Annotated in this window: 14 protein-coding genes and 1 pseudogene; 12 read left to right on the top strand and 3 right to left on the bottom strand. The window is 45.2% G+C overall.

Annotation, left to right across the window (positions count from 1 at the left end):
* The first annotated feature begins 30 nt into the window (after positions 1–30).
* The 3 genes and pseudogenes from QUA44_RS09425 (at position 31) to QUA44_RS09435 (ending at position 2,138) form a co-directional block, all read left to right on the top strand.
* Entirely contained in the window at positions 31–1,227 is a 1,197-nt protein-coding gene (locus QUA44_RS09425) for a pentapeptide repeat-containing protein (protein WP_333249981.1), read from the top strand.
* A gap of 2 nt (positions 1,228–1,229) precedes the next feature.
* Positions 1,230–1,649: pseudogene (locus QUA44_RS09430) on the top strand (Uma2 family endonuclease); the annotation flags it as partial.
* 75 nt (positions 1,650–1,724) lie between these two features.
* Entirely contained in the window at positions 1,725–2,138 is a 414-nt protein-coding gene (locus QUA44_RS09435; RefSeq protein WP_332978470.1) for a nuclear transport factor 2 family protein, read from the top strand.
* Between the two features lie 153 nt (positions 2,139–2,291).
* Here QUA44_RS09435 and QUA44_RS09440 read toward each other — a convergent pair whose 3' ends face one another.
* On the bottom strand, positions 2,292–2,960 hold the full coding sequence (locus QUA44_RS09440; RefSeq protein WP_333249979.1) for a 2OG-Fe dioxygenase family protein: 669 nt from the start codon (positions 2,958–2,960) through the stop codon (positions 2,292–2,294).
* A gap of 253 nt (positions 2,961–3,213) precedes the next feature.
* A complete protein-coding gene (locus QUA44_RS09445; RefSeq protein WP_333249977.1) occupies positions 3,214–3,975 on the bottom strand; it encodes an aldolase/citrate lyase family protein in 762 nt (253 codons plus the stop codon).
* A 79-nt stretch (positions 3,976–4,054) separates the two neighbouring features.
* Here QUA44_RS09445 and QUA44_RS09450 point away from each other — a divergent pair, with 79 nt between their 5' ends.
* Positions 4,055–4,180 (top strand): hypothetical protein, encoded by a 126-nt coding sequence (locus QUA44_RS09450; protein ID WP_333249975.1) that lies wholly within the window; start codon positions 4,055–4,057, stop codon positions 4,178–4,180.
* A 69-nt stretch (positions 4,181–4,249) separates the two neighbouring features.
* Here QUA44_RS09450 and QUA44_RS09455 read toward each other — a convergent pair whose 3' ends face one another.
* Positions 4,250–4,762 carry a hypothetical protein gene (locus QUA44_RS09455; protein WP_333249974.1) on the bottom strand — a complete coding sequence of 171 codons (513 nt, stop codon included), beginning with the start codon at positions 4,760–4,762 and terminating at the stop codon, positions 4,250–4,252.
* Between the two features lie 134 nt (positions 4,763–4,896).
* Here QUA44_RS09455 and QUA44_RS09460 point away from each other — a divergent pair, with 134 nt between their 5' ends.
* The 8 genes from QUA44_RS09460 (at position 4,897) to QUA44_RS09495 (ending at position 21,908) form a co-directional block, all read left to right on the top strand.
* Positions 4,897–6,996, top strand: coding sequence for an FAD-dependent oxidoreductase (locus tag QUA44_RS09460; protein WP_445243643.1), 2,100 nt, complete (start codon positions 4,897–4,899; stop codon positions 6,994–6,996).
* Positions 6,997–7,358: 362 nt separating this feature from the next.
* A complete protein-coding gene (gene ppsA / locus QUA44_RS09465) occupies positions 7,359–9,968 on the top strand; it encodes a phosphoenolpyruvate synthase (RefSeq protein WP_333249972.1) in 2,610 nt (869 codons plus the stop codon).
* A 395-nt stretch (positions 9,969–10,363) separates the two neighbouring features.
* Complete coding sequence (locus tag QUA44_RS09470; RefSeq protein WP_333249971.1) at positions 10,364–16,180, top strand: HAMP domain-containing protein; 5,817 nt, start codon at positions 10,364–10,366, stop codon at positions 16,178–16,180.
* Between the two features lie 138 nt (positions 16,181–16,318).
* Positions 16,319–17,146, top strand: coding sequence for a protein-glutamate O-methyltransferase CheR (locus QUA44_RS09475; RefSeq protein ID WP_333249969.1), 828 nt, complete (start codon positions 16,319–16,321; stop codon positions 17,144–17,146).
* On the top strand, positions 17,100–17,825 hold the full coding sequence (locus QUA44_RS09480) for a chemotaxis protein CheB (protein ID WP_333249967.1): 726 nt from the start codon (positions 17,100–17,102) through the stop codon (positions 17,823–17,825). Before QUA44_RS09475 ends, QUA44_RS09480 begins: the two co-directional genes overlap by 47 nt.
* Positions 17,826–17,832: 7 nt before the next feature.
* Positions 17,833–19,902: a response regulator gene (locus tag QUA44_RS09485; protein WP_333249965.1), complete on the top strand. Its 2,070-nt coding sequence runs from the start codon at positions 17,833–17,835 to the stop codon at positions 19,900–19,902.
* Between the two features lie 139 nt (positions 19,903–20,041).
* Positions 20,042–20,869 (top strand): type I methionyl aminopeptidase, encoded by an 828-nt coding sequence (gene map, locus QUA44_RS09490; RefSeq protein ID WP_333250077.1) that lies wholly within the window; start codon positions 20,042–20,044, stop codon positions 20,867–20,869.
* A 346-nt stretch (positions 20,870–21,215) separates the two neighbouring features.
* Positions 21,216–21,908 carry a response regulator transcription factor gene (locus QUA44_RS09495; RefSeq protein WP_333249963.1) on the top strand — a complete coding sequence of 231 codons (693 nt, stop codon included), beginning with the start codon at positions 21,216–21,218 and terminating at the stop codon, positions 21,906–21,908.
* Positions 21,909–22,031 lie beyond the last annotated feature (123 nt).

Raw genomic sequence — 22,031 nt, forward strand, 5'->3', positions numbered from 1 at the left:
GTACCTTAATAAGATAGTTGAGAGGAGTTTATGAATATAGATGAAAACGAACTGCAAGAACTTTATGCAGAAGGCAGAAGAGATTTTCATGGTTGTGACTTAAGGGATGCTGATTTGACAGAAATTGATCTGAGCTTTGCTAATCTAAGTGGTGCAAATTTGAGCAATGCAAACTTAAATTATAGCAATCTAAGCTATACTAATTTAATCAACGCCAAATTAAGAGGGGCATCTCTTATAGGGGCTAATCTGAAATGGTCAGATATTATTTATGCAGACTTGAGAGATGCAAATCTTGAAGGAGCAGACCTAGAGTGGGCTAATCTTAGAAGCGCTAAGCTTACCAATGCTAAGTACCAAACAGTAAAAAATATCGAAAGGGCTGATATAACCGATGCTATAGGAGTAGAAAAAGTTATTGAAAAAATTGAAAAAAGCGATATTCAGTTAAATTTATTTGCAGAATACCCAATTAAGCACATTAACAGAACATTAAAATGTGAACCAAAGTCTCAAGATAGTTCCCAGGAAAAATATCCACCAGCTTCATTACCAAAGATTTCAAGACATACTAAAATGCAGGGAATTCTGGCAGAGATAGGACAAACAGCTTCATTACCAAAGATTTCAAGACATACTAAAATGCAGGGAATTCTGGCAGAGATAGGACAAAAATTAGGCTATAGAGTATGGATTGCTCGAAACGATCACTCAAAGGACTATAGATTCGGAGAGTATAGATTCGGGGACGATAGTTTCGAGGACTCTAGGTTCGGTAAACTTAAAGAATTAACAATGGAAGGATTCTCTATTGGTGGATTAGAAAAACAAGTTGAAAAAATTAGTAAATTAATTGATGTAATATGGCTAAATGAAAAAGACCAGTTTAAAGTAGTAGCATTATTTGAAATTGAATGCACTACTACAATTCACTCTGGACTATTACGTATGGGTGATTTTGTGGCTAATGTTAAATTAAATCCCTTAACCTTTATAGACCCAACCTTCCCAATGTATATCGTAATTCCTGAAAAACGAAAAAAAAATTTACAATCCCAATTATCTCGACCAATATTTCAATATCTTGAATTGCACAAAAGTTGTGAAGGTATTAATATAGAAGATATAGAGAGGTGTTGGGAAAATATTATCAAGCAGAAAATAAAGATCCAGCAAGAAATAAAGCCGAATATTATTGATCTTATAGCTTTGAGCAATTGTATCTAGCTCCGCTTTCTGTGGCCCCTGACGGTACAACAACTAAACCCGGTAAGTTTTGGGTGTACGAGAGAATTATCCGCATTCCTTACTACGGTATTTATGAAATGAGAACTGGCAATTTAGAAGTCTATCACCTGATAGATTTTGTGTATCGAAGGATGGAGCCAAACCAACGCGGTCACTATCCCATTCCTGTACTAGAGGTAGAATTGGGACTGTGGCAGGGAAGCTATCAAAATTAAGAACTTCTTTGGCTGCGGTGGTGGGATTCCCAGGGGAATTTGCTGTTAACTGGCTCGGAACAAGTTGAAATTGAGCGGGGCCGGGTCGAACAAGAACGGGAAAGAGCCGAACAAGCAGAGCGAAAAGTCACCCAGTTAGCGGAGCGATTGCGAGCAATGGGAATCGATCCCGATGCTGAGGATTGATATCAAAGTCCCAAAACTCTCTCTGTAGCGCGAGCATCCCGCACCTTACCTTTTATATCATACAAAACCAAGCTTATGGAAACTAAACCACCTCTACCGCCCTTTACGTTGGAAACGGCTAAAGCCAAAGTTCAAGCTGCTGAAGATGCCTGGAATACCCGCGATCCAGAACGAGTAGCCTTAGCTTATACGGAAGATTCTCAGTGGCGAAACCGCGCCGAATTTTTCAGCGGACGGGAACAAATCAAGGCTTTTTTAAGACGAAAATGGGCAAAGGAATTAGATTACCGTTTAAAGAAAGAACTGTGGAGTTTTACAGACAATCGGATTTCTGTTCGCTTCGAGTATGAGTGGCACGATGATTCTGGCTACTGGTATCGCGCCTATGGTAATGAACAGTGGGAATTTGCAGAAAATGGGTTAATGCGAAGACGTGAAGCCAGCATTAATGATGTTCCCATTCAAGAGTCTGAACGGAAGTTTCGATAGAACATTTCTGGACTCCGACGAGAGAAACCGGGTTTTTTAGCCTGGATCAAGGGCTAGAACCAATAATTTTTGTAAAAAACCCGGTTTTTTCATAGGTTTTGTGTCCAGAAATGAGTGAGTTTAGACAGCAAAAGTGCGCGCTGGCCTGTTTGCTCAATCGCAAAGCAAACTCGGAGAAGTCAACACAAAGACATCCCTAGTTCCCACCGCTTCCGATTCCGGTTTAATCGGTGTAGTAAAGTGGAAAAACTGGTGGTCGTCAACTAACAGCAATTCTCCCGGATGCAGAACTTTATTAAAAACAGGCTTCTCTTTTTTAGCCAAGTACAAATGTGTTTCCCCGCCGACAATATTAGTTCTGTCAACCGAGAAAATCCCGATAAAATCAGTACCGTCTTGGTGAATGCCTTCCGGTGCGGGGTTGCCGAAATTGTGCGGCGAACAAGTGATCCTGATTTGATGGATGCCGATTTCAGCTTCCGGGTGAATTTTGCAAGAATCGAAAAAAGCAAAAATCATCTGTTTGAAATTATCGAGAGCAATTAGCCGATCGTCCAATTCGGCAAATTCCCGCCTCAGATCGCCCGCTAGCGGATTGTATGTTTTGCTTTGCAAGAAATAGCCGTGAGGTAACTTAACTAACTCATTCCCATTGACTGTAAACCGCGACAATCTTCTCGAACGATACTTACCTTTCACATACGGATCGACAGGCATATCGTCAAAAAATTCCTTGAAACCTTCTAGCTTAATCGAGTTTACTTTTTTGAAAGTAAACATAAAGGCATAATCCAAATGAATGGATTCTAATACGGTTTTCATAGATTTTACTCCCTGAAGCCTTGCTCCCCTCCCTAATTTTGCCTGGAGGAGGTGTATGCTTCTACTCTAGCGCAGGTTTTTTGTATGTGTCGTAAAAGACACTACAAAAATTGCAAAGATATCGTAAAGAAGGAAGAATGAGGAAGGAAGAAGGAAGAAGGAAGAGGGAAGAAGGAAGAGGAAAGAAGACATACACAGCAAGCTTTTTAGCGATCGATATTTGACGTTTAATTAGGTGGATTTACTTAGCAGCTTAACTCCGCACCGCTTTCACTAGCGACTGACAGGCCCGCAGGAAAACGGCAACATCGACCCCAAGTGCGACGTACTGAACGCCAGCATCAATCCACTGCTGGGCGATTTCGGGGTTTTCGGCAAAAGTACCTGCGGCTTTGCCTGCTTTGCGGATGGTTTGCACTGCTTCCTGCATCATGTCGATGACTCGGGGATCGCGGACTTGGCCGGGAATGCCGATCGACTGTGACAGATCGTAAGGCCCCAGAAAAATCACGTCAACCTCCGGCACAGTAACAATTTCTGCCAGGTTGTCGATGCCAGCTTTGCCTTCGACATGAATCACAACTAAGGATTCTTCGTTGAGTTTGTCAGTGATATTTGTACCTGCAGCGGTGTAAAGTCCTGCCCGCGTAGCGAAGGAAAGGCCTCGCGTGCCCAGAGGACTGTATTTAGCACTTTTGACAGCGGTTTCGGCATCGATTTTGCTTTCAATTTGAGGTACTTGAACGCCTGCACTGCCAATGTCGAGAGCTCGTTGAATTTGCGGCCCGTCGTTTTTGCGGACACGAACAATCGGTGCAATTCCGGTACAGTCGGCGGCGCGGCACAAATCTTCAGCAGCAAGGGGGTGCAGGGGGCCGTGTTCCATGTCTATGACGGCAAAATCAAATCCAGCATGACCGCATATTTCCATGAATGCGGGATAAGCGCAGTTCATAAATAAACCGAGGACTGTTTCGCCTTGTTTGATTTTTTGTTTGAGTTGGTTTTGACGCATGGTTCATTCAGTTGACAGTTGACAGTTGACAGTTGACAGTTGAGGGCGACCTCTACCTGGAAGGAAGAGGATTGGAGTAATGAATAGTCTGCTTTTAATTTCTCCCTACAAGGGTTCCGGCTTTAACCCAATTCTTTCTGGTAATGCCGGAAATTTGATGTTTTTTTACCGCGAATTAATGCCGATGAACCCAGATTGTTTTTAATTTTATATTCTTCAACCTGCGGAGGCAGGTTTTGTTTGTATAGACGCGGTTTCAACCGCCGTCCGATCTTTATGTTAAAAGAATTGATAAAAATTTTGTAGCTGATTTTGCTTCTATTTTAAAGGGAATCAAGCACAAAACCCAGGCAAAAATAAACATTCCTAATATCGGTAAAAATATTGGTCCCACAGAGGGTTCTACGAACCAAGCAAATAAAGCAAACATTCCAATACTGCCCGTTGTCCACAGCCAAAGAATCATCAATCCTATGACTATTTTATGTAAACTCATCCTAATTTTGATGGAACAACCAAAAGGTTGAGAATGGATATCTCCTTGGATAATTGGAAAAAAGGAATTGCGGCCGATGATGATGCGATTGATTTTGAAGGTATTGCCAGAAATTGTTCCTTCATAAGGTTTTGCAGGTGGCGGGCCAAAGGGTATAATTATTCTAAAAACTTTGGGAGGAGTGACAACTTCGTCCAACCTGCGCAAAACTTCCGAAAAAGTTAAACTGGTCGTAATTGTTAAACTATCAAAAGGAATCAACGATCTAAAAAATTTGACGATCTTGAGCATAAGGTTCATCCGGCTGTTCAATAGTTGTTGCTGGTATTAAAGCCTCTTATATAAAAAAACTTTGCCCTGACCTCACCGCGAAATACCAGTATACTGCAAAATAAACATTTAAATGCGATGAGTGTTTTTCGCTGATGTCTAAATTAATTCCACAATCTCCCATGAAACTGCGACGGTATCTATTTTCGCTCAAAGGTCGATCGATCGTCACCTTCACCCTCAGCCTAATTACCTCGATCTCAGCTATTACCCCAGCGTTTGCCGCACCTGTGCGCAATCCCGACAAACAGGAAACTTGCGACATTCTAGTAGCAGGCGGCGGGCTCGCAGGCGCTGCTACCGCTTACGAAGGTTTGCTGGCGGGGCGCACAGTTTGCCTTACTGAAATTACTGACTGGGTAGGCGGTCAAATTTCCTCCCAGGGAACTTCGGCACTAGACGAAAGAGAAACTCAGCGATCGCTCTTATATTACCCCCGCGGCTACCTCGAATTGCGGGGGAGGCTCAAGGAACATTACGGCCGGCTAAATCCCGGAGGCTGTTGGGTTAGCTATTCCTGTTTCATGCCCTACGACGGTCACAAAATTCTATTTAACATCTTGCAGGATGCCGCTAGAAAAGGCAAAGGCACCCTGAAATGGTTTCCCAATACGGTTATTAAAGAATTAGAAATTACTCCTGCTGTGGCGGGGAATACGGTTGGCGGCCAACAAATTAAAAGTGCGATCGCCATTCAACACAAACCCGCCACCAACACGCCACCACTCAACACCGAAACCCTGTCTAAAACCATCGAAGATGCCTATCGCTACGAAAATTCGGCGCGATTTAACAAAACTATTATTCAGTTTATTCCCAAACCACCCAACCAGTCAAATTCCAAACCTAGAGGTGCTGATTGGTACGTTGTAGATGCGACTGAAACAGGCGAATTAATCGGACTTGCCGATGTTCCCTACCGCCTCGGAATTGACCCACGTTCCCCTCTCGAACCTTCCTCCGCCAGCCCTACCGGCGACGCTTACTGCACTCAAGGTTTTACCTACACCTTTGCGATGCAGGCAACGAAGGAACCGCAGCAGCATCAAGTGCCGTCTTTTTATCAACAATATGCTCCTTACTACAGCTACGAATTGCAGAGATTGGCGAGCTTTCCCTTAGTTTTCACCTACCGCCAAATCAGGAGCATGAGACCGGATCAAAAACGACCTTCAGACCCGAAGCAGTTCCCGATTTATCCGGGGGATATATCGATGCAAAACTGGACTTGGGGCAATGACTATCGTCCCGGTTCTGCCCAGGATAATTTAATTTATTCTCGCGAGCAGTTGGAAGAAGCAGGTCAACTGCAACCGGGGGGATGGATGGGCGGTTTGCGAACCGAAACTTTGCGAAAAGGAGAGGAAAATGCCAAAGGATTCTTCTACTGGTTGGTAACAGGAACTACTGACTCGCAGCTAGGAGATGGAGTAAAAAAGCCTAATCCAAACAATCGTTTTTTGAGCGGGTTGGATTCGCCGATGGGGACGGTGCACGGACTTTCTAAATATCCTTATATGCGGGAGGGCCGACGTATTATTGGGCGGCCGAGTTTTAATCAGCCTCAAGGTTTTACGGTGTGGGAAGTTGATATGTCTCGCACTGACTTTACGGCTGATTTTTATCGCCAGAATTTGTCGGAGGAAGAGTATCGCAATTTGTGGTTGGCTGTGGGTGGTTTGAATGCGCCGGCTTTGGCTGTCGGAAGTCAATCTGTTGAGGATACAAAATCGCGATCGCGCGCTACGATTTATCCTGATTCCGTGGGTATTGGTCATTATGCGATCGACTTTCACCCCTGCATGACCAACAGCCCGCCGGAAGCACCGGGAAATACCGAACGCGAAGGCACTCGCAAAGGTCAAGGGCAAGCTTATCCCTTCCAAATCCCGCTGCGGGCAATGATTCCCCAGAAAATTGACAATATGTTAGTGGCAGGTAAAAGTATAGCTGTTAGCCACACAGCGGCCGCTGCTTATCGAGTGCATTCTTTTGAATGGTCTGCTGGTGCGGCGGCGGGAGTTGCGGCTGCTTTTTCCTTGGAAAAAGGGATTTTACCTTATGAATTAGTGGACGAATTGCCATCCCGCGAGCCGAACTTGGAAGTGTTGCAATTGCGCTTGCAACAAAATGCCAATCCGATCGCCTTTCCGGGTACTTCTATTTTCAATAGTTCGTGGCAAAATTGGAAATAATCGCCATCCCCTAGGGTGCGCCATCAGCACTCAGCCCGCGTCTTAGTGAATGTCGAGCCTGGTCTACCAATATGATGCGAGTCATCACTTCATTTTGACCTACTTTAGCGTCGGCTCGATGCGCGGTCTGAGTTGCCACACGAGACGGATCTGCAGCCAGTTTAGCATCGCCCTACTATCGTGCTGGCTGCGAACAACTATCATGGTGGCGGCTGCCCGAATATACTGTACGGCGCGTCGCATTCGACCAGACCGATATGGTGAAACCTAGACCGCTTGAAGTGCAATACTCCGGTAAATCGTTTTAGCCCAAAGGATTTAGCGAAATTATCAAAGAAGGAATTGCCAAAGGAGGTAAAAATATGAGTTCATATGTGCTTGGTTTTCAGGACATTGACAAAACAAAACTCACGGTTGTTGGGGGTAAAGGCGCGAACCTGGGGGAACTATCCAAGATTGAAGGAATACCCGTACCAGATGGCTTTTGTATTTCTACCGGCGCCTTTAAAAGAATCATTGGGGAAACGTCCTCGATTAATGAATTACTCGATCGGTTATCGCTTCTAAAGGTGGAAGACCGGGATAAAATCCGTCAACTTAGCGGTGAGATTCGCTCTTTCATCGAAGGGATAGCTATTCCTCAAGACATTAATGAAGAGATCGCCCGCCTTGTCTCCCGGCTTGGAGAAAAAAATGCCTGTGCAGTACGATCGAGCGCCACAGCAGAGGATTTACCGACGGCTTCCTTTGCAGGACAGCAGGATACGTATTTGAACATTATCGGAAAAGAGGCAATCCTAAAACACATCAGCAAGTGCTGGGCATCGCTATTTACCGATCGCGCAGTCATTTACCGCCTCCAAAACGGCTTCGATCATCGCAAAGTCTACCTGTCTGTAGTTGTTCAGAAAATGGTCTTTCCGCAGGTGGCAGGCATTTTGTTTACTGCTGATCCCGTCACTTCTAATCGAAAAGTGTTATCCATTGATGCCAGCTTCGGACTGGGTGAGGCAATGGTTTCCGGTCTGGTGAATGCTGATAACTATAAAGTGTGCGGCGGCAAGATTCTTGACAAAAAGATATCTACCAAAAAACTGGCGATTTATGCCTTAAAAAATGGCGGTACGCAGCAACAGGAGACTGAACCCGCTCGGCAGAATAGGCAAGCGCTGACGGATGAGCAGATTTTGCAGCTTGAGCGCATGGGCAGAAAGATCGAAGAACATTTCGGCTGTCCCCAGGACATTGAATGGTGCTTGGTAGATGATAAATTTTATATTGTCCAGAGTCGTCCGATCACTACTTTATTCCCAATTCCTGAAACGAACGATCGGGAAAATCACGTCTTTGTTTCTGTCGGTCACAACCAAATGATGACCGATGCCATGAAACCATTGGGATTGTCTTTTTTCCTGTTAACGACCCATGCACCCATGCACACTGCAGGTGGAAGGTTGTTTGTTGATGTTACAGCGACGCTGGCTTCACCTGTCGGCAGAGAAACTATATTAAACGTCACATTGGGAAAATCCGATCCGCTCATGAAAGACGCACTTACAACCATCATAAAGCGGGGAGATTTTATAAAATCGTTACCCGACGATCGCAGTCCCAGCAAAAGCAGTAAAGGTCGATCGCCTGCGGATTTTCAAACCCTAAACGACTACGATCCGGCGATTGTTGCTGATTTGATTCAACAGAGTCAAACCTCGATCGAAGCCTTAAAACAAACCATCCAAACGAAATCAGGATCGGATATGTTTGATTTAATCCTGGAAGATATCCAGCAATTAAAGAAGACTAACTCTGATTCACAGAGTTTTGGCGTGCTGATGACTGGTATGAATGCTTCCTCCTGGATCAATGAAAAAATGAACGAGTGGTTAGGCGAAAAAAACGCAGCAGACACGCTTTCTCAATCGGCACTCAATAATATCACTTCACAAATGGGTCTGGCGTTACTGGATGTCGCAGATGTGATTCGTCCTTACCCAGAAGTCGTCGAATATTTACAACAGGTCAAAGATGACAACTTTCTGGATGAACTGATTCAGTTTGAGGGTGGACAGGAAGCCAGGGACGCAATAATTGCTTTTCTTAACAAATACGGAATTCGATGTGTCGGAGAGATTGATATTACGAGAACTCGTTGGAGCGAAAAACCAACTACACTTGTCCCTTTGATTCTCAGTAACATCAAAAACTTTGAGCCGAATGCCAGCAATCGGAAATTTGAGCAGGGGCGACGCTCAGCTTTGAAAAAAGAACAAGAGTTATTAGATCGACTGAAGCAATTACCGGATGGTGAACAAAAAGCCAAAGAAACAAAACGAATGATCGACCTGATCCGGAATTTCATTGGTTATCGTGAGTATCCAAAATACGGCATCGTGAGTCGTTACTTTGTTTATAAGCAGGCTTTGCTGAAAGAATCTGAACAACTCGTACAAGCCAACTTTATTCATGAAAAAGAAGATATTTACTATCTCACTTTTGAAGAATTTCACGAAGCTGTACGCACCAGTAAACTGGATTACCAGATCGTCGTCCAACGTAAAGACGAGTACAAGTTACATGAAAAACTGACTCCCCCGCGTGCGATCACATCTGACGGTGAAATCATTGCAGGTGAGTACAAACGAGAAAATCTCCCAGCGGGCGCTATTGTCGGTATACCTGTTTCTTGCGGAGTGATAGAAGGACGAGGACGTGTTATCTTAAACATGGAAGATGCCGATCTGGAAGATGGAGATATATTAGTCACCTCCTTTACTGACCCTAGCTGGACACCATTGTTTGTATCCATAAAAGGCTTAGTCACCGAAGTTGGTGGACTGATGACTCATGGAGCAGTTATCGCACGTGAATATGGCTTACCAGCAGTTGTGGGAGTAGAAAATGCTACCAAACTGATAAAAGATGGGCAACGAATTCGCGTACATGGAACAGAAGGGTATGTAGAAATCCTTTGACACTCCTCGGCCTTAAGGCACGAGGATTCTTAAGACATTGTGGCCTTAATATCCTATTGCTAAGGTTCCCTTGCCTCACCGCGAAAGCTCTTTGAGCATGGTGATACGCCACCCTGCGATTGCACCTGCTTTAGCACTTTCGGTTCGGGTTATCGAAAGTTGAGAAATATCAGCAAGCAACTTAACTTTGAACGCCAATAAGTATCTTTCAGTAGACAAATAACAACTCACAAATAAGAACCAACAAATAACAAATGTTATTATCATGTCGCCAGCAATTTGTCATCCATCTTTCGACAGAAGCAAGGGGTCACTACTTTAGCCCCATAATATTAATAAATATCAAAACTTAAAACTATTCCCCCTCCCATTCCAACTCCCCAAAGGTAACACTCATGTCAACTGCACAGATAACAAGCCCCAATTCCAATAATGGTTATGCCAAACAGCTACTCAGAACCTTAGTAGCTGTCAAAAAAGGGGACTTTTCAGTTCGGATGCCCATAGACCAGACCGGTCTAGCCGGGAAAATTGCAGACGAACTTAACGACATAATCGAGCTCAATCAGAGAATGGCGGCCGAACTCGATCGCATCGGCACAGTTGTCGGTAAAGAAGGCAAAATCGCCCAGCGTGCCACCATCGGCAGCGCCGAGGGGTCATGGGCAGCTAGCGTAAATTCTGTCAATACCCTAATTACAGATTTAGTGCAACCAACCTCTGAAACCGCCAGAGTAATTCGGGCCGTAGCAAAAGGAGATTTATCGCAAACCATCGCCTTAGAGATAGAAGACAGACCCCTCAAAGGAGAATTCCTCCAAACAGCCCAAATTGTCAACACAATGGTAGACCAATTGAGTTCCTTCGCATCAGAAGTAACGCGGGTTGCTAGGGAAGTAGGAACCGAAGGCAAATTAGGCGTGCAAGCTGAAGTCAGAGGAGTTGCAGGAACCTGGAAAGATTTAACGGATTCAGTTAACTCGATGGCGGGGAATTTAACAGCCCAAGTCCGCAACATTGCTGACGTGACAACCGCTGTGGCAAATGGCGATTTATCCAAAAAAATTACAGTAGATGTTAAAGGCGAAATTCTCGAACTGAAAAATACGATTAACATCATGGTGGATCAGTTGAGTTCCTTCGCATCTGAAGTAACGCGGGTGGCGAGAGAAGTAGGAACGGAAGGCAAATTAGGGGTGCAAGCAGAAGTTAAAGGAGTTGCAGGAACCTGGAAAGATTTAACGGATTCAGTTAACTCGATGGCCGGCAATCTTACCGCACAAGTACGGAACATTGCGGAAGTGACAACCGCTGTGGCAAATGGTGACTTATCTAAAAAAATTACAGTAGATGTTAAAGGTGAAATTCTGGAGTTAAAAAACACGATTAACATCATGGTGGATCAGTTAAATTCCTTCGCATCTGAAGTAACGCGGGTGGCGAGAGAAGTAGGTTCCGAAGGCAAACTCGGCGGTCAAGCAGAAGTTAAAGGAGTTGCCGGAACTTGGAAGGATTTAACTGATAGCGTTAACTTCATGGCAGGCAGTTTGACAGCACAGGTGCGGAACATCGCTGAAGTGACTACCGCTGTGGCAAAGGGCGATTTATCTAAGAAAATTACAGTAGATGTTAAAGGTGAAATTCTGGAGTTAAAAAACACTGTCAACACGATGGTTGATCAGTTAAATTCCTTCGCATCTGAAGTAACCAGGGTTGCTAGGGAAGTGGGGACAGAAGGGAAATTAGGCGTACAAGCAGAAGTGCAGGAAGTTGCAGGAACCTGGAAAGATTTAACTGATTCAGTTAACTCAATGGCAGGAAATTTAACAGCACAAGTCCGCAACATTGCTGAGGTGACGACGGCTGTTGCTAACGGTGACTTATCTAAGAAAATTACGGTACAGGTTAAAGGCGAAATTTTAGAACTGAAAAACACCATTAACGTGATGGTGGACCAGCTTAATTCCTTCGCTTCGGAAGTCACGCGGGTGGCGAGAGAAGTGGGTTCCGAAGGTAAACTCGGCGGTCAAGCGGATGTTCGAGGCGTAGCAGGAACTTGGAAGGATTTAACTGATTCAGTTAATTTTATGGCGGGTAGTTTGACAGAGCAAGTACGGAATATTGCGGCTGTTACTACTGCGGTGGCAAATGGCGACTTGTCGAAGAAAATTACAGTAGATGTTAAAGGTGAAATTCTGGAGTTAAAAAACACCGTCAACACGATGGTGGATCAGTTAAATTCCTTCGCTTCGGAAGTAACTAGGGTGGCTAGGGAAGTGGGAACGGAAGGGAAATTAGGCGTGCAAGCTGAAGTTAAAGGAGTTGCAGGAACCTGGAAAGATTTAACGGATTCAGTTAACTCGATGGCGGGTAATTTAACAGCCCAAGTGCGGAACATTGCGGAAGTGACAACGGCGGTGGCAAATGGCGATTTGTCGAAGAAAATTACCGTAGATGTTAAAGGTGAAATTCTCGAACTGAAAAACACGATTAACATCATGGTGGATCAGTTGAGTTCCTTCGCATCTGAAGTAACCAGAGTTGCTAGGGAAGTGGGAACGGAAGGTAAATTAGGTGTGCAAGCTTATGTGCGGGGTGTAGGGGGAACTTGGAAAGATTTAACCGATAATGTTAACTTGATGGCGGGGAATTTGACGGCGCAGGTGCGGAATATTGCGGAAGTGACGAAAGCGGTGGCAAATGGGGATTTGTCTAAGAAAATTACCGTCGATGTCAAAGGCGAAATTCTTGAACTGAAAGACACTATTAACGTGATGGTGGATCAGCTTAATTCCTTCGCTTCTGAGGTGACGCGGGTGGCGCGGGAGGTGGGAACTGAGGGTAAATTGGGCGGTCAAGCTGAGGTGAAAGGAGTTGCGGGAACTTGGAAAGATTTAACCGACAATGTAAACTCGATGGCGGGGAATTTGACAGCGCAGGTGCGGGGTATTGCTAAGGTTGTGACGGCGGTGGCGAATGGCGATTTGAAGCGCAAATTAATGCTGGAAGCTAAGGGAGAAATTGCGACTCTGGCAGATACGATTAACGAGATGATTGATACGCTGGCGACGTTTGCGGATCAAGTTACTACTGTGGCGCGGGAGGTGGGAATTGAAGGGAAATTGGGCGGCCAGGCGAAGGTTCCGGGCGCGGCGGGGACCTGGCGAGATTTGACGGATAATGTGAATGAGTTGGCGGCGAATTTGACTACTCAACTGCGGGCGATCGCCGAAGTGGCAATTGCTGTTACGAGAGGGGATTTAACGAGGTCAATTTCCGTAGCCACTGAGGGAGAAGTTGCCATTGTTAAGGACAACATTAACCAGATGATCGCCAATCTCCGGGAGACGACGCAGAAGAATACTGAGCAAGATTGGCTGAAAACAAACCTCGCTAAGTTCACTCGAATGCTACAAGGTCAGCGGGATTTAGAAACAGTTTCTAAACTAATTCTCTCAGAATTGACGCCGCTGGTTTCTGCTCAGCATGGCGTATTCTTTATGATGGAATCTGTGGAGCATGATCCGTTTCTCAAACTGTTAAGTACCTACGCATACCGCGAACGCAAACAGTTAGGAAATAGATTCCATTTAGGCGAAGGTTTGGTAGGACAGTGCGCCCTGGAAAAGGAACGAATACTGTTGACTGAGGTGCCGGAAAACTACGTTAAAATTGGATCGGGACTGGGAGAATCTACGCCGTTGAATGTCGTTGTTTTACCCGTACTATTTGAGGGACAAGTGACGGCAGTAATTGAGTTAGCTTCGTTCCGCCGCTTCAGCGAAATACACTTGACATTTCTCGACCAACTTACAGAAAGTATCGCCATTGTTTTAAATACAATTGCGGCGAGTATGCGGACGGAAGAGTTGCTGAAACAGTCACAGTCTTTGGCAGAAGAGTTGCAAACTCAGCAAAAGGAACTAACGGAAACTAACAAGCGTCTCGAACAACAAGCGCAGTCGCTCCGCGCATCTGAGGAACTGTTGAAGAATCAGCAGGAAGAGTTGCAACAAACGAATGAAGAACTAGAAGAACAAGCTGAATTGCTAGCGCTGCAAAATAAGGAAGTTGAGCGGAAAAACCGAGATATCGAACAGGCGAGGGGGTTGCTGGAAGAAAGAGCCGAACAGTTGGCTCTAACTTCTAAGTATAAGTCGGAGTTTCTGGCAAATATGTCTCACGAGTTGCGAACTCCGCTGAATTCGCTGTTGATTCTCGCTCGATTGCTTTCTGACAATACTGAAGGCAATTTGACTCTGAAGCAAGTTGAATACACGCGCACTATTTACTCGGCTGGAACCGATTTGTTAGGGCTGATTAATGACATCTTGGATCTCGCTAAGATTGAATCAGGCACGATGTCAGTGGAAATTGAGCAAGTGTTGTTTGCGGAATTGCGAGATCATTTGGATCGAACTTTCCGCCAAATCGCCCTGGATAAGAAGTTGAGTTTTCAAATCGAGCTTGAGGGTGGGTTGCCAAAAGGTCTCTATACTGATGCTAAACGGCTGCAACAAGTTTTGAAGAATCTCCTCTCGAATGCGTTTAAGTTTACAGAGCGAGGTGAGGTGAAATTGTGTGTCGAAGTAGCGCGGGAAGGGTGGAGTTTAGAGATAGAAAGTTTAACGAGTTCCCCTACTGTTTTGGCTTTCGCCGTTAGCGATACGGGGATTGGGATTTCTGCTGAAAAACACAGGGTTATTTTTGAGGCTTTCCAACAAGCTGATGGTAGCACTAGCCGCAAATACGGGGGCACGGGTTTGGGTTTGTCAATTAGTAGAGAAATCGCTAATTTGTTAGGCGGAGAAATTAAATTGACAAGTCGCCCTGGTGAGGGTAGTAGGTTCACGCTTTATCTGCCGCAAACTTACCAAGAATCGCGAATAATGAATGATCAGGAATCGGGAATGGGCAAGCAAATGGCTCAATTGCCGGCTGCTATTTCTTCTGCAGTTCCTTCGCCGAATTTCAACTTGCCGATCGCCCCTTATCCATCACCTATTATCGCGGATGACCGGGAAAGTGTCGAGTCCGGCGATCGCGTACTGTTGATTATTGAAGATGACGTGAACTTCGCTCGCATTCTTTTGGATATGGCGCGGGATCAGGGTTTTAAAGGTTTAGTGGCTTTACGGAGCGATATCGGTTTGGCGATGGCGCGAGAGTTCAAGCCAACTGCGATTATGCTGGATCTAAATTTGCCTGTGATGGATGGCTGGACAGTGCTGGATCGCTTGAAGCATGATACGAATACGCGCCACATTCCGGTTCACATTGTATCAGTTGAAGAAGGGCGGCAGCGCAGTTTGCAGTTAGGGGCGATCGCCTATTTGCAAAAACCTGTTAGCAGCGAAGCTTTGAGCAAAGCTTTGACTGATATTAAGGGTTTTGTCGATCGGCGAGTCAAGAATCTGCTAGTGGTGGAAGACGACGAAACGCAGCGTCTGAGCATTGTGGATTTAATCGGCAATCACGATGTTTCTACAACGGCTGTGGGGAGTGGTGCAGAGGCGCTAGCAACTTTGAAATTGGGGCATTTTGACTGCATTGTCCTCGATTTGGGACTGCCAGATATGACGGGTTTTGAACTGATCGAGCAGATCAAGCAAGATGCAGCTTTAAAAAGTCTGCCGATTATTGTTTATACGGGCAAAGAGTTGACGAGAGCCGAAGAAACTCAACTGAAGCGGATGGCGGAAACAATCATTGTTAAAGATGTGCGATCGCCGGAACGTTTGTTAGATGAAACAGCTTTGTTTTTGCACCGAGTCCAAGCAAATTTGCCGGAACCCAAGCGCCAAATGCTAGAGCAATTGTATCAAACAGATTCGACCCTCGCGGGCAAAAAAGTCTTGATTGTTGACGACGATATGCGGAATATTTTCGCCCTGACGAGTATGCTAGAGCGCCATCAAATGCAAATTGTGTTTGCTGAAAACGGCAGACAGGGCATTGCTACATTGCAAAATACACCTGACATAAATATTGTGTTGATGGACGTGATGATGCCAGAGATGGACGGTTATGAAACAATGCAAGCAATTCGTAATATGCCTCAATTCGCTGCGCTGCCAATGATTGCTCTTACTGCGAAAGCTATGAAGGGCGATCGGGAAAAATGTATCGAAGCTGGTGCGTCTGACTACATTACCAAACCTGTGGATACGGAACAGTTACTATCGCTGCTGCGTGTCTGGCTTTATCGATAATAGAAGTAAGTTGTCCGTTGACTGTTGTTAGTTGTCATTAGTGAGCAGTGAGCAGTCAACAGTCAACAGTCAACAGTCAACAGTCAACAGTCAACAGTCAACAGTCAAAAATGCCCAATAACCAATTAGTAATTAGAAATGCCCGAAAGCCATGAACTGGAAACAATCGAAATTCAACTCCTACTAGAAGGAATGTTTCGCTATTACGGATTTGATTTTCGTAATTATGCTCTTGCCTCTCTCAAGCGCCGTATTTGGAACACTATTCGCTCGGAACAGCTCACCACTGTCTCTGCACTTCAGGAAAAGGTACTTCACAATCCTGCTTACCTAGATCGTTTACTGCTAGACATTTCTGTCAATGTAACGGCGATGTTTCGCGATCCCAGCTTTTACATTAGTTTCAGAAATAAAGTGGTGCCGCTGCTGCGTACTTATCCTTTTATTCGGATTTGGCACGCTGGATGTTCAACGGGAGAAGAAGTATATTCTATGGCAATCTTGCTGCAAGAAGAAGGACTGTATGACCGTTGTCGGATTTACGCTACGGACATGAATGAATTAGTTTTAAAAACAGCCAAAATGGGGATATTCCCGCTGAAACAAATGCAAGAATATACGCAACTATACCACCAAGCGGGTGGCAAGAAAGCGTTTTCTGAGTATTACACTGCTGCCTATGAAAATGCTATTTTTCGCTCTTCACTTAAAGATAATATTGTCTTTGCTCATCACAACTTAGCAACGGATACTTCTTTTAATGAATTTAATGTGATCTTGTGCCGGAATGTGATGATTTATTTCAATTCACACCTCCAAGAGCGGGTACACAAGCTTTTTTATGAGAGCATGGGAATGTTTGGAGTTTTAGGGCTGGGACATCAGGAGTCTCTGATTTTTACACCTTATGAAAAATACTATGAAGCAATTGAAAGTAGCGATAAACTCTACCGCCGAGTTAAATAAAAACAATTTTGAAATAGTGGTTGTTGGCACGTCTTTGGGAGGGCTAGAGGCTCTGACTGTGCTGCTGGCAGATTTGCCACAAAGCTTTCCTTTGCCTGTAGTTATTGTCCAACACCGCCATAAGAGTTCTCAGGATAGGCTTACTGATGTTTTACAACAGCAAAGCTCTCTCCAAATCACAGAGGCCCAAGACAAAGAGGAGATCGTACCTGGACGGGTTTACTTGGCTCCTGCTGACTATCACTTGCTAATAGAATCGCCGTCTGACGAGGAGTTGAGCCTGTATGAAAACGACTTTACAGAATGGGGGAGCGTGGCAGTGGAGTCAATCCATAATTCAAAATCCCTAATCCCCAATCGCGGAACTCCTAAATTTGCACTATCAACTGAGGCTCCTGTGTGCTACGCGCGGCCCTCAATCGATGTGCTGTTTGAGTCTGCTGCTGATGCCTTTGGGGAGAAAGTTATCGGCATAATTTTAACGGGAGCTAGTTCTGATGGGAGTGAAGGGCTGGCAAAAATTAAAGCTGAGGGAGGATTGACATTTGTGGAGGAACCGGCTTCGGCTCAATGCCGGACAATGCCGGCCTCCGCGATCGCAAATGTTGAAGTAGACTGGATTTTACCCCTCTCTAAAATCGCTCCCTGTTTAGTCAATTTGCTAAGAATTAAAGATTAAAAAAATTATGAATCTGCAGCGCCCCGATCGAGTAAATGTCCTTTTAGTTGACGATCGCCCAGAAAATTTGGTAGCTCTAGAAGCTATCCTCAACAGCCCCTCTTATCATCTAGTACAAGCTAATTCGGGCGCTGAGGCTCTGAGATGTCTGCTTAATCAAGATTTTGCGGTAATTTTGCTTGATGTGCAGATGCCGGGAATGGATGGATTTGAGACAGCAACATTGATTCGCTCTAGAGATCGATCGCGATCGACTCCGATTATTTTTATCACAGCATTCAGCAGTAATGACACCCACGTGTTTAAAGGTTATTCTCTGGGTGCGGTGGATTACCTCTTCAAACCCTTGGAACCGGAAATATTGACATCGAAGGTGCAGGTATTTGTGGAATTGTTCCAAAAAACAGTCGAGGTGAAGCAGCAAGCAACACAGTTAGCTGCTGTTAATAGTGAACTAAGTAAAAGTGAAGAGCGGTTTCGCACTTTGTGTGCTTGTTCGCCGCTGGGAATTTACTTAGCTGACGTTGAAGGCCGCTGTACATACATCAATCCCCGTTGTCAAGCGATTTGCGGGTTAACTTTGGAGGAAAGTTTAGCAGAGATTTGGCAGCGGTCAGTTCATGAAGAAGATCGCGATCGCGTAGTAGCACATTGGTTAGCTTGGATTAAAGAAGGCCACGAATATTCTAATGAGTTTCGATTAGCTGGGAGCGAAACTGTGCGTTGGATTAACGTACAGTCGTCCCCAATGTTTTCGGATTTGGGAAAACTGATCGGTCACGTGGGTACGGTTAGAGATGTCACAGACCGCAAGCAAGCAGAGGAAGAACGCGGCCGACTAATCCGCGAACAAGTGGCGCGGCAGGAAGCTGAGAGAGCTAACCAGATGAAGGATGAATTTCTCGCGATTCTTTCTCACGAACTCCGCACTCCTTTAAATGCAATTCTCGGCTGGTCTAGGCTGCTTCGTAGCAAAACATTTGACCAAAACACTATTGAAAAAGCCCTAGAAACAATTGAGCGCAATGCTAAATCTCAAGCTCAACTCATCGAAGATATTTTAGATGTTTCGCGGATTCTCCGGGGGAAACTAAATTTTAATATGCATCCGATTCGGTTGGAATCTGCGATCAAGCTGGCAATAGATTCTTTGCAGCCGCTGACTGAGGAAAAATCAATAGTCATAGAATTAACGTGCAGTCCAAATGTAGGTGAAGTTATCGGCGATTTCGATCGCTTGCAGCAAATTGTATGGAATTTGCTGTCAAATGCGATTAAGTTTAGTCCGCAAGAGGGTAAAGTAGAGGTGCGGTTGGAGTCAGTTGGCGATGAGGCTCAAATTCAGATAATTGATAGCGGCATTGGTATCGCTCCTGATTTTTTGCCTTATGTTTTCGATCGCTTCCGCCAAGCTGATAGCAGCACAACTAGGTCTTACGGGGGTTTGGGACTGGGATTGGCGATCGTCCGTCACTTGGTGGAACAGCACGGCGGTAAGGTATATGCAGAAAATAATCCGGGCGAGGGTGCGAAATTTACGGTGGCTCTACCTCTTGCACAGAGGAACGCCCTCGCGGATGACGATGATTGGTCGCAGCTCAATGACCAGGCCGGAACCCTCCCAACTCTGGCTAATTTGCAATTGCTGGTGGTGGATGATGACGATGACACGCGGGAGTTTTTGATTGCTTTACTGGAAGACCAAGGAGCTATGGTGCGATCGGCGGCATCGGTGGCCGGGGCTCTAGATACACTGGATAGTTATTGGCCGGATCTGCTGCTGAGCGACATTGGAATGCCGGAAGCAGACGGCTACGAGTTGATGGCGCGGGTGAGAGAAATGGAAAGGCTCAGGGGTGGAAAGATGCCTGCGATCGCCCTGACAGCCTACGCGAGAGAGGAAGAGCGCAAGCAAGCGCTGGAAGCTGGTTTCCAGATGCACTTATCTAAACCAGTTGACATCACTAAGTTAATTGCCGCAATTGCTAACCTCACAGGAATGCTCGGAAATCCTGAACCGACAGACTCGGCGGTTGAAACCGCTTTATTGACCCCCCAATCCCGTGCCGATTACTGAGAAAAATATTAAGCTAGCTAAAAGGACAAGCGATCGACAGTTGGGAACAAGACACTCGTTTTTCCACAAAAAACTGGATATTTGCCGTTTTTTTGCTTCAACCTGCCGTCAAAGTACAAAATTACCCGCCAATCAATACATGAATATTTTTAGCAGTCTGCTTTCTGGCCCAACTCAAGCACCCCAAGTCAAAAAACAGCGTCGAGGCATTGAAATTAAGTCGGAACGCGAAATCGAAATTATGCGGCAGGCAGCGAAAATCGTTGCAACGGTACTCAAAGAAATTTCCCAAATGGTGAAACCGGGAATGACTACTGCTGATTTGGATGCTTATGCGGAAAAACGCATCCGTTCTATGGGTGCAACTCCGAGTTTTAAAGGCTATCACGGTTTCACAGGCTCGATTTGCTCTAGCATTAATAACGAAGTTGTTCACGGCATCCCCAGCGCCAAAAAGGTAATTCGGGCCGGAGATGTTCTTAAAGTAGATACGGGGGCATATTACCAAGGTTTTCACGGCGATTCTTGCATTACGATCGCAGTTGTGGAAGTGACTCCCGAATCTGCAAAATTAATCCGAGTCGCAGAAGAAGCTCTCTACAAAGGCATCGAACAAGTGAAGGCTGGAGCCTATTTGCTCGATCTGGCTGGTGCGATCGAAGATCATGTCAAAAGCAACGGTTTTAGCATCGTTGAGGAGTTTACGGGCCACGGTGTCGGGCGAAATTTGCACGAGGAACCGTCGGTTTTCAATTTCCGCACCCGCGAAATGCCAAACGTGAAATTGCGATCGGGCATGACATTGGCGATCGAACCAATTCTGAATGCCGGTTCTAAGTACACTCGGACGCTTTCTGACAAGTGGACTGCTGTAACGGTTGACAATGCTATGTCTGCTCAGTTTGAGCATACTGTGTTGGTGACGGAAACTGGCTATGAAATTTTGACCGATCGTTCAAAAGTTTAAGTCGGAATAGTTCAAGAATAGACAAGATTGTAAAAGTCGGTTTAATCAGATTTTGCTCGTTACCAGGCTCTGCCTGGTAATGCAGATCCGGAGGCTCTGCCTCCTTTTATCTCGCAACTTACACGAGAGAGGACTGTAGGAGATGCTTAAGTTATTAAGTTTTCGATCCTATGATATTATAACTACTCCTAACTATTTTGGTAATCTTGTCTGTTGCAGCAAAACAAAACTCAAAACTCAAGAGTTTTACCACAATTTTTTGAATTGCTTCTATAGATGGAGTAAAAAAATAGTTGAATTCGGCTAATTTCAAAGATAATAGTGATAAAACGTAAGGGTAACGGATATGTTAGCACGATTATTATTGGTAGATGATGAACCGGGCTTGCGGGAAGCGGTACAAGCTTATTTGGAAGATAGCGATTTTGCGGTTGAGGTTGCCAGTAATGCTCGGGATGGGTGGGAACTCTTGCAGCAGTACAATCCCGATTTGGTGATTTCAGACATTATGATGCCCCAGGTGGACGGTTATCAATTTCTGAAGCAAGTGCGGGAAGATCCTCGCTATAAGGCTTTGCCGGTGGTGTTTTTGACGGCTAAGGGGATGACGAGCGATCGTATTCAAGGCTATCAAGCAGGCTGCGATGCTTATCTTTCTAAGCCCTTCGATCCCGACGAATTAGTAGCAATAGTAACCAATTTGCTGGCCCGTCGCGCGGCCGCTAAGGAGAAGAGCGAAAATGCTGAAAGTCCAGATATTGCTGCTTTGACAAGCCAAATGGCGAGAATTGAGTCTTTGCTGAGTGGGCGGAGTTCGATCGCCCAAAGTCCTTCGCCGATTAAAATTGATTTGACTCCGCGAGAACAAAGTGTTTTGGATTTGGTTGCTCAAGGTTTGATGAATAAGGAAATTGCCCGCCGCTTGGAAACTAGCGTGCGTAATGTGGAAAAGTACGTCAGCCGTTTGTTTAGCAAGACGGGTACTAACAGCCGTACTGAGTTGGTTCGCTTCGCTCTCGAACACGGCTTGACGAAATAGGAGCCCTCTCGGGTTGGCTGGAGGCTCTTCCTTGCTTATCTGCGTTACCAGGAAGAGCCTGTTCAGTTGACAGTTGACAGTTGACAGTTGATAGTTGATAGCGACCTCTACCTGGAAGGAAGA

Origin of the sequence: Microcoleus sp. N9_A2 (genome assembly GCF_036701775.1) — a bacterium.
Classification (GTDB): Bacteria; Cyanobacteriota; Cyanobacteriia; order Cyanobacteriales; family Microcoleaceae; genus Microcoleus.

Bases quoted from the DNA above. Each gene is read 5' to 3' on its own strand.
- QUA44_RS09425 (WP_333249981.1), top strand. From the start codon at position 31: ATGAATATAGATGAAAACGAACTGCAAGAACTTTATGCAGAAGGCAGA.
- QUA44_RS09435 (WP_332978470.1), top strand. From the start codon at position 1,725: ATGGAAACTAAACCACCTCTACCGCCCTTTACGTTGGAAACGGCTAAA.
- QUA44_RS09440 (WP_333249979.1), bottom strand. From the start codon at position 2,960: ATGAAAACCGTATTAGAATCCATTCATTTGGATTATGCCTTTATGTTT.
- QUA44_RS09445 (WP_333249977.1), bottom strand. From the start codon at position 3,975: ATGCGTCAAAACCAACTCAAACAAAAAATCAAACAAGGCGAAACAGTC.
- QUA44_RS09450 (WP_333249975.1), top strand. From the start codon at position 4,055: ATGAATAGTCTGCTTTTAATTTCTCCCTACAAGGGTTCCGGCTTTAAC.
- QUA44_RS09455 (WP_333249974.1), bottom strand. From the start codon at position 4,762: ATGCTCAAGATCGTCAAATTTTTTAGATCGTTGATTCCTTTTGATAGT.
- QUA44_RS09460 (WP_445243643.1), top strand. From the start codon at position 4,897: ATGTCTAAATTAATTCCACAATCTCCCATGAAACTGCGACGGTATCTA.
- ppsA (WP_333249972.1), top strand. From the start codon at position 7,359: ATGAGTTCATATGTGCTTGGTTTTCAGGACATTGACAAAACAAAACTC.
- QUA44_RS09470 (WP_333249971.1), top strand. From the start codon at position 10,364: ATGTCAACTGCACAGATAACAAGCCCCAATTCCAATAATGGTTATGCC.
- QUA44_RS09475 (WP_333249969.1), top strand. From the start codon at position 16,319: ATGCCCGAAAGCCATGAACTGGAAACAATCGAAATTCAACTCCTACTA.
- QUA44_RS09480 (WP_333249967.1), top strand. From the start codon at position 17,100: ATGAAGCAATTGAAAGTAGCGATAAACTCTACCGCCGAGTTAAATAAA.
- QUA44_RS09485 (WP_333249965.1), top strand. From the start codon at position 17,833: ATGAATCTGCAGCGCCCCGATCGAGTAAATGTCCTTTTAGTTGACGAT.
- map (WP_333250077.1), top strand. From the start codon at position 20,042: ATGAATATTTTTAGCAGTCTGCTTTCTGGCCCAACTCAAGCACCCCAA.
- QUA44_RS09495 (WP_333249963.1), top strand. From the start codon at position 21,216: ATGTTAGCACGATTATTATTGGTAGATGATGAACCGGGCTTGCGGGAA.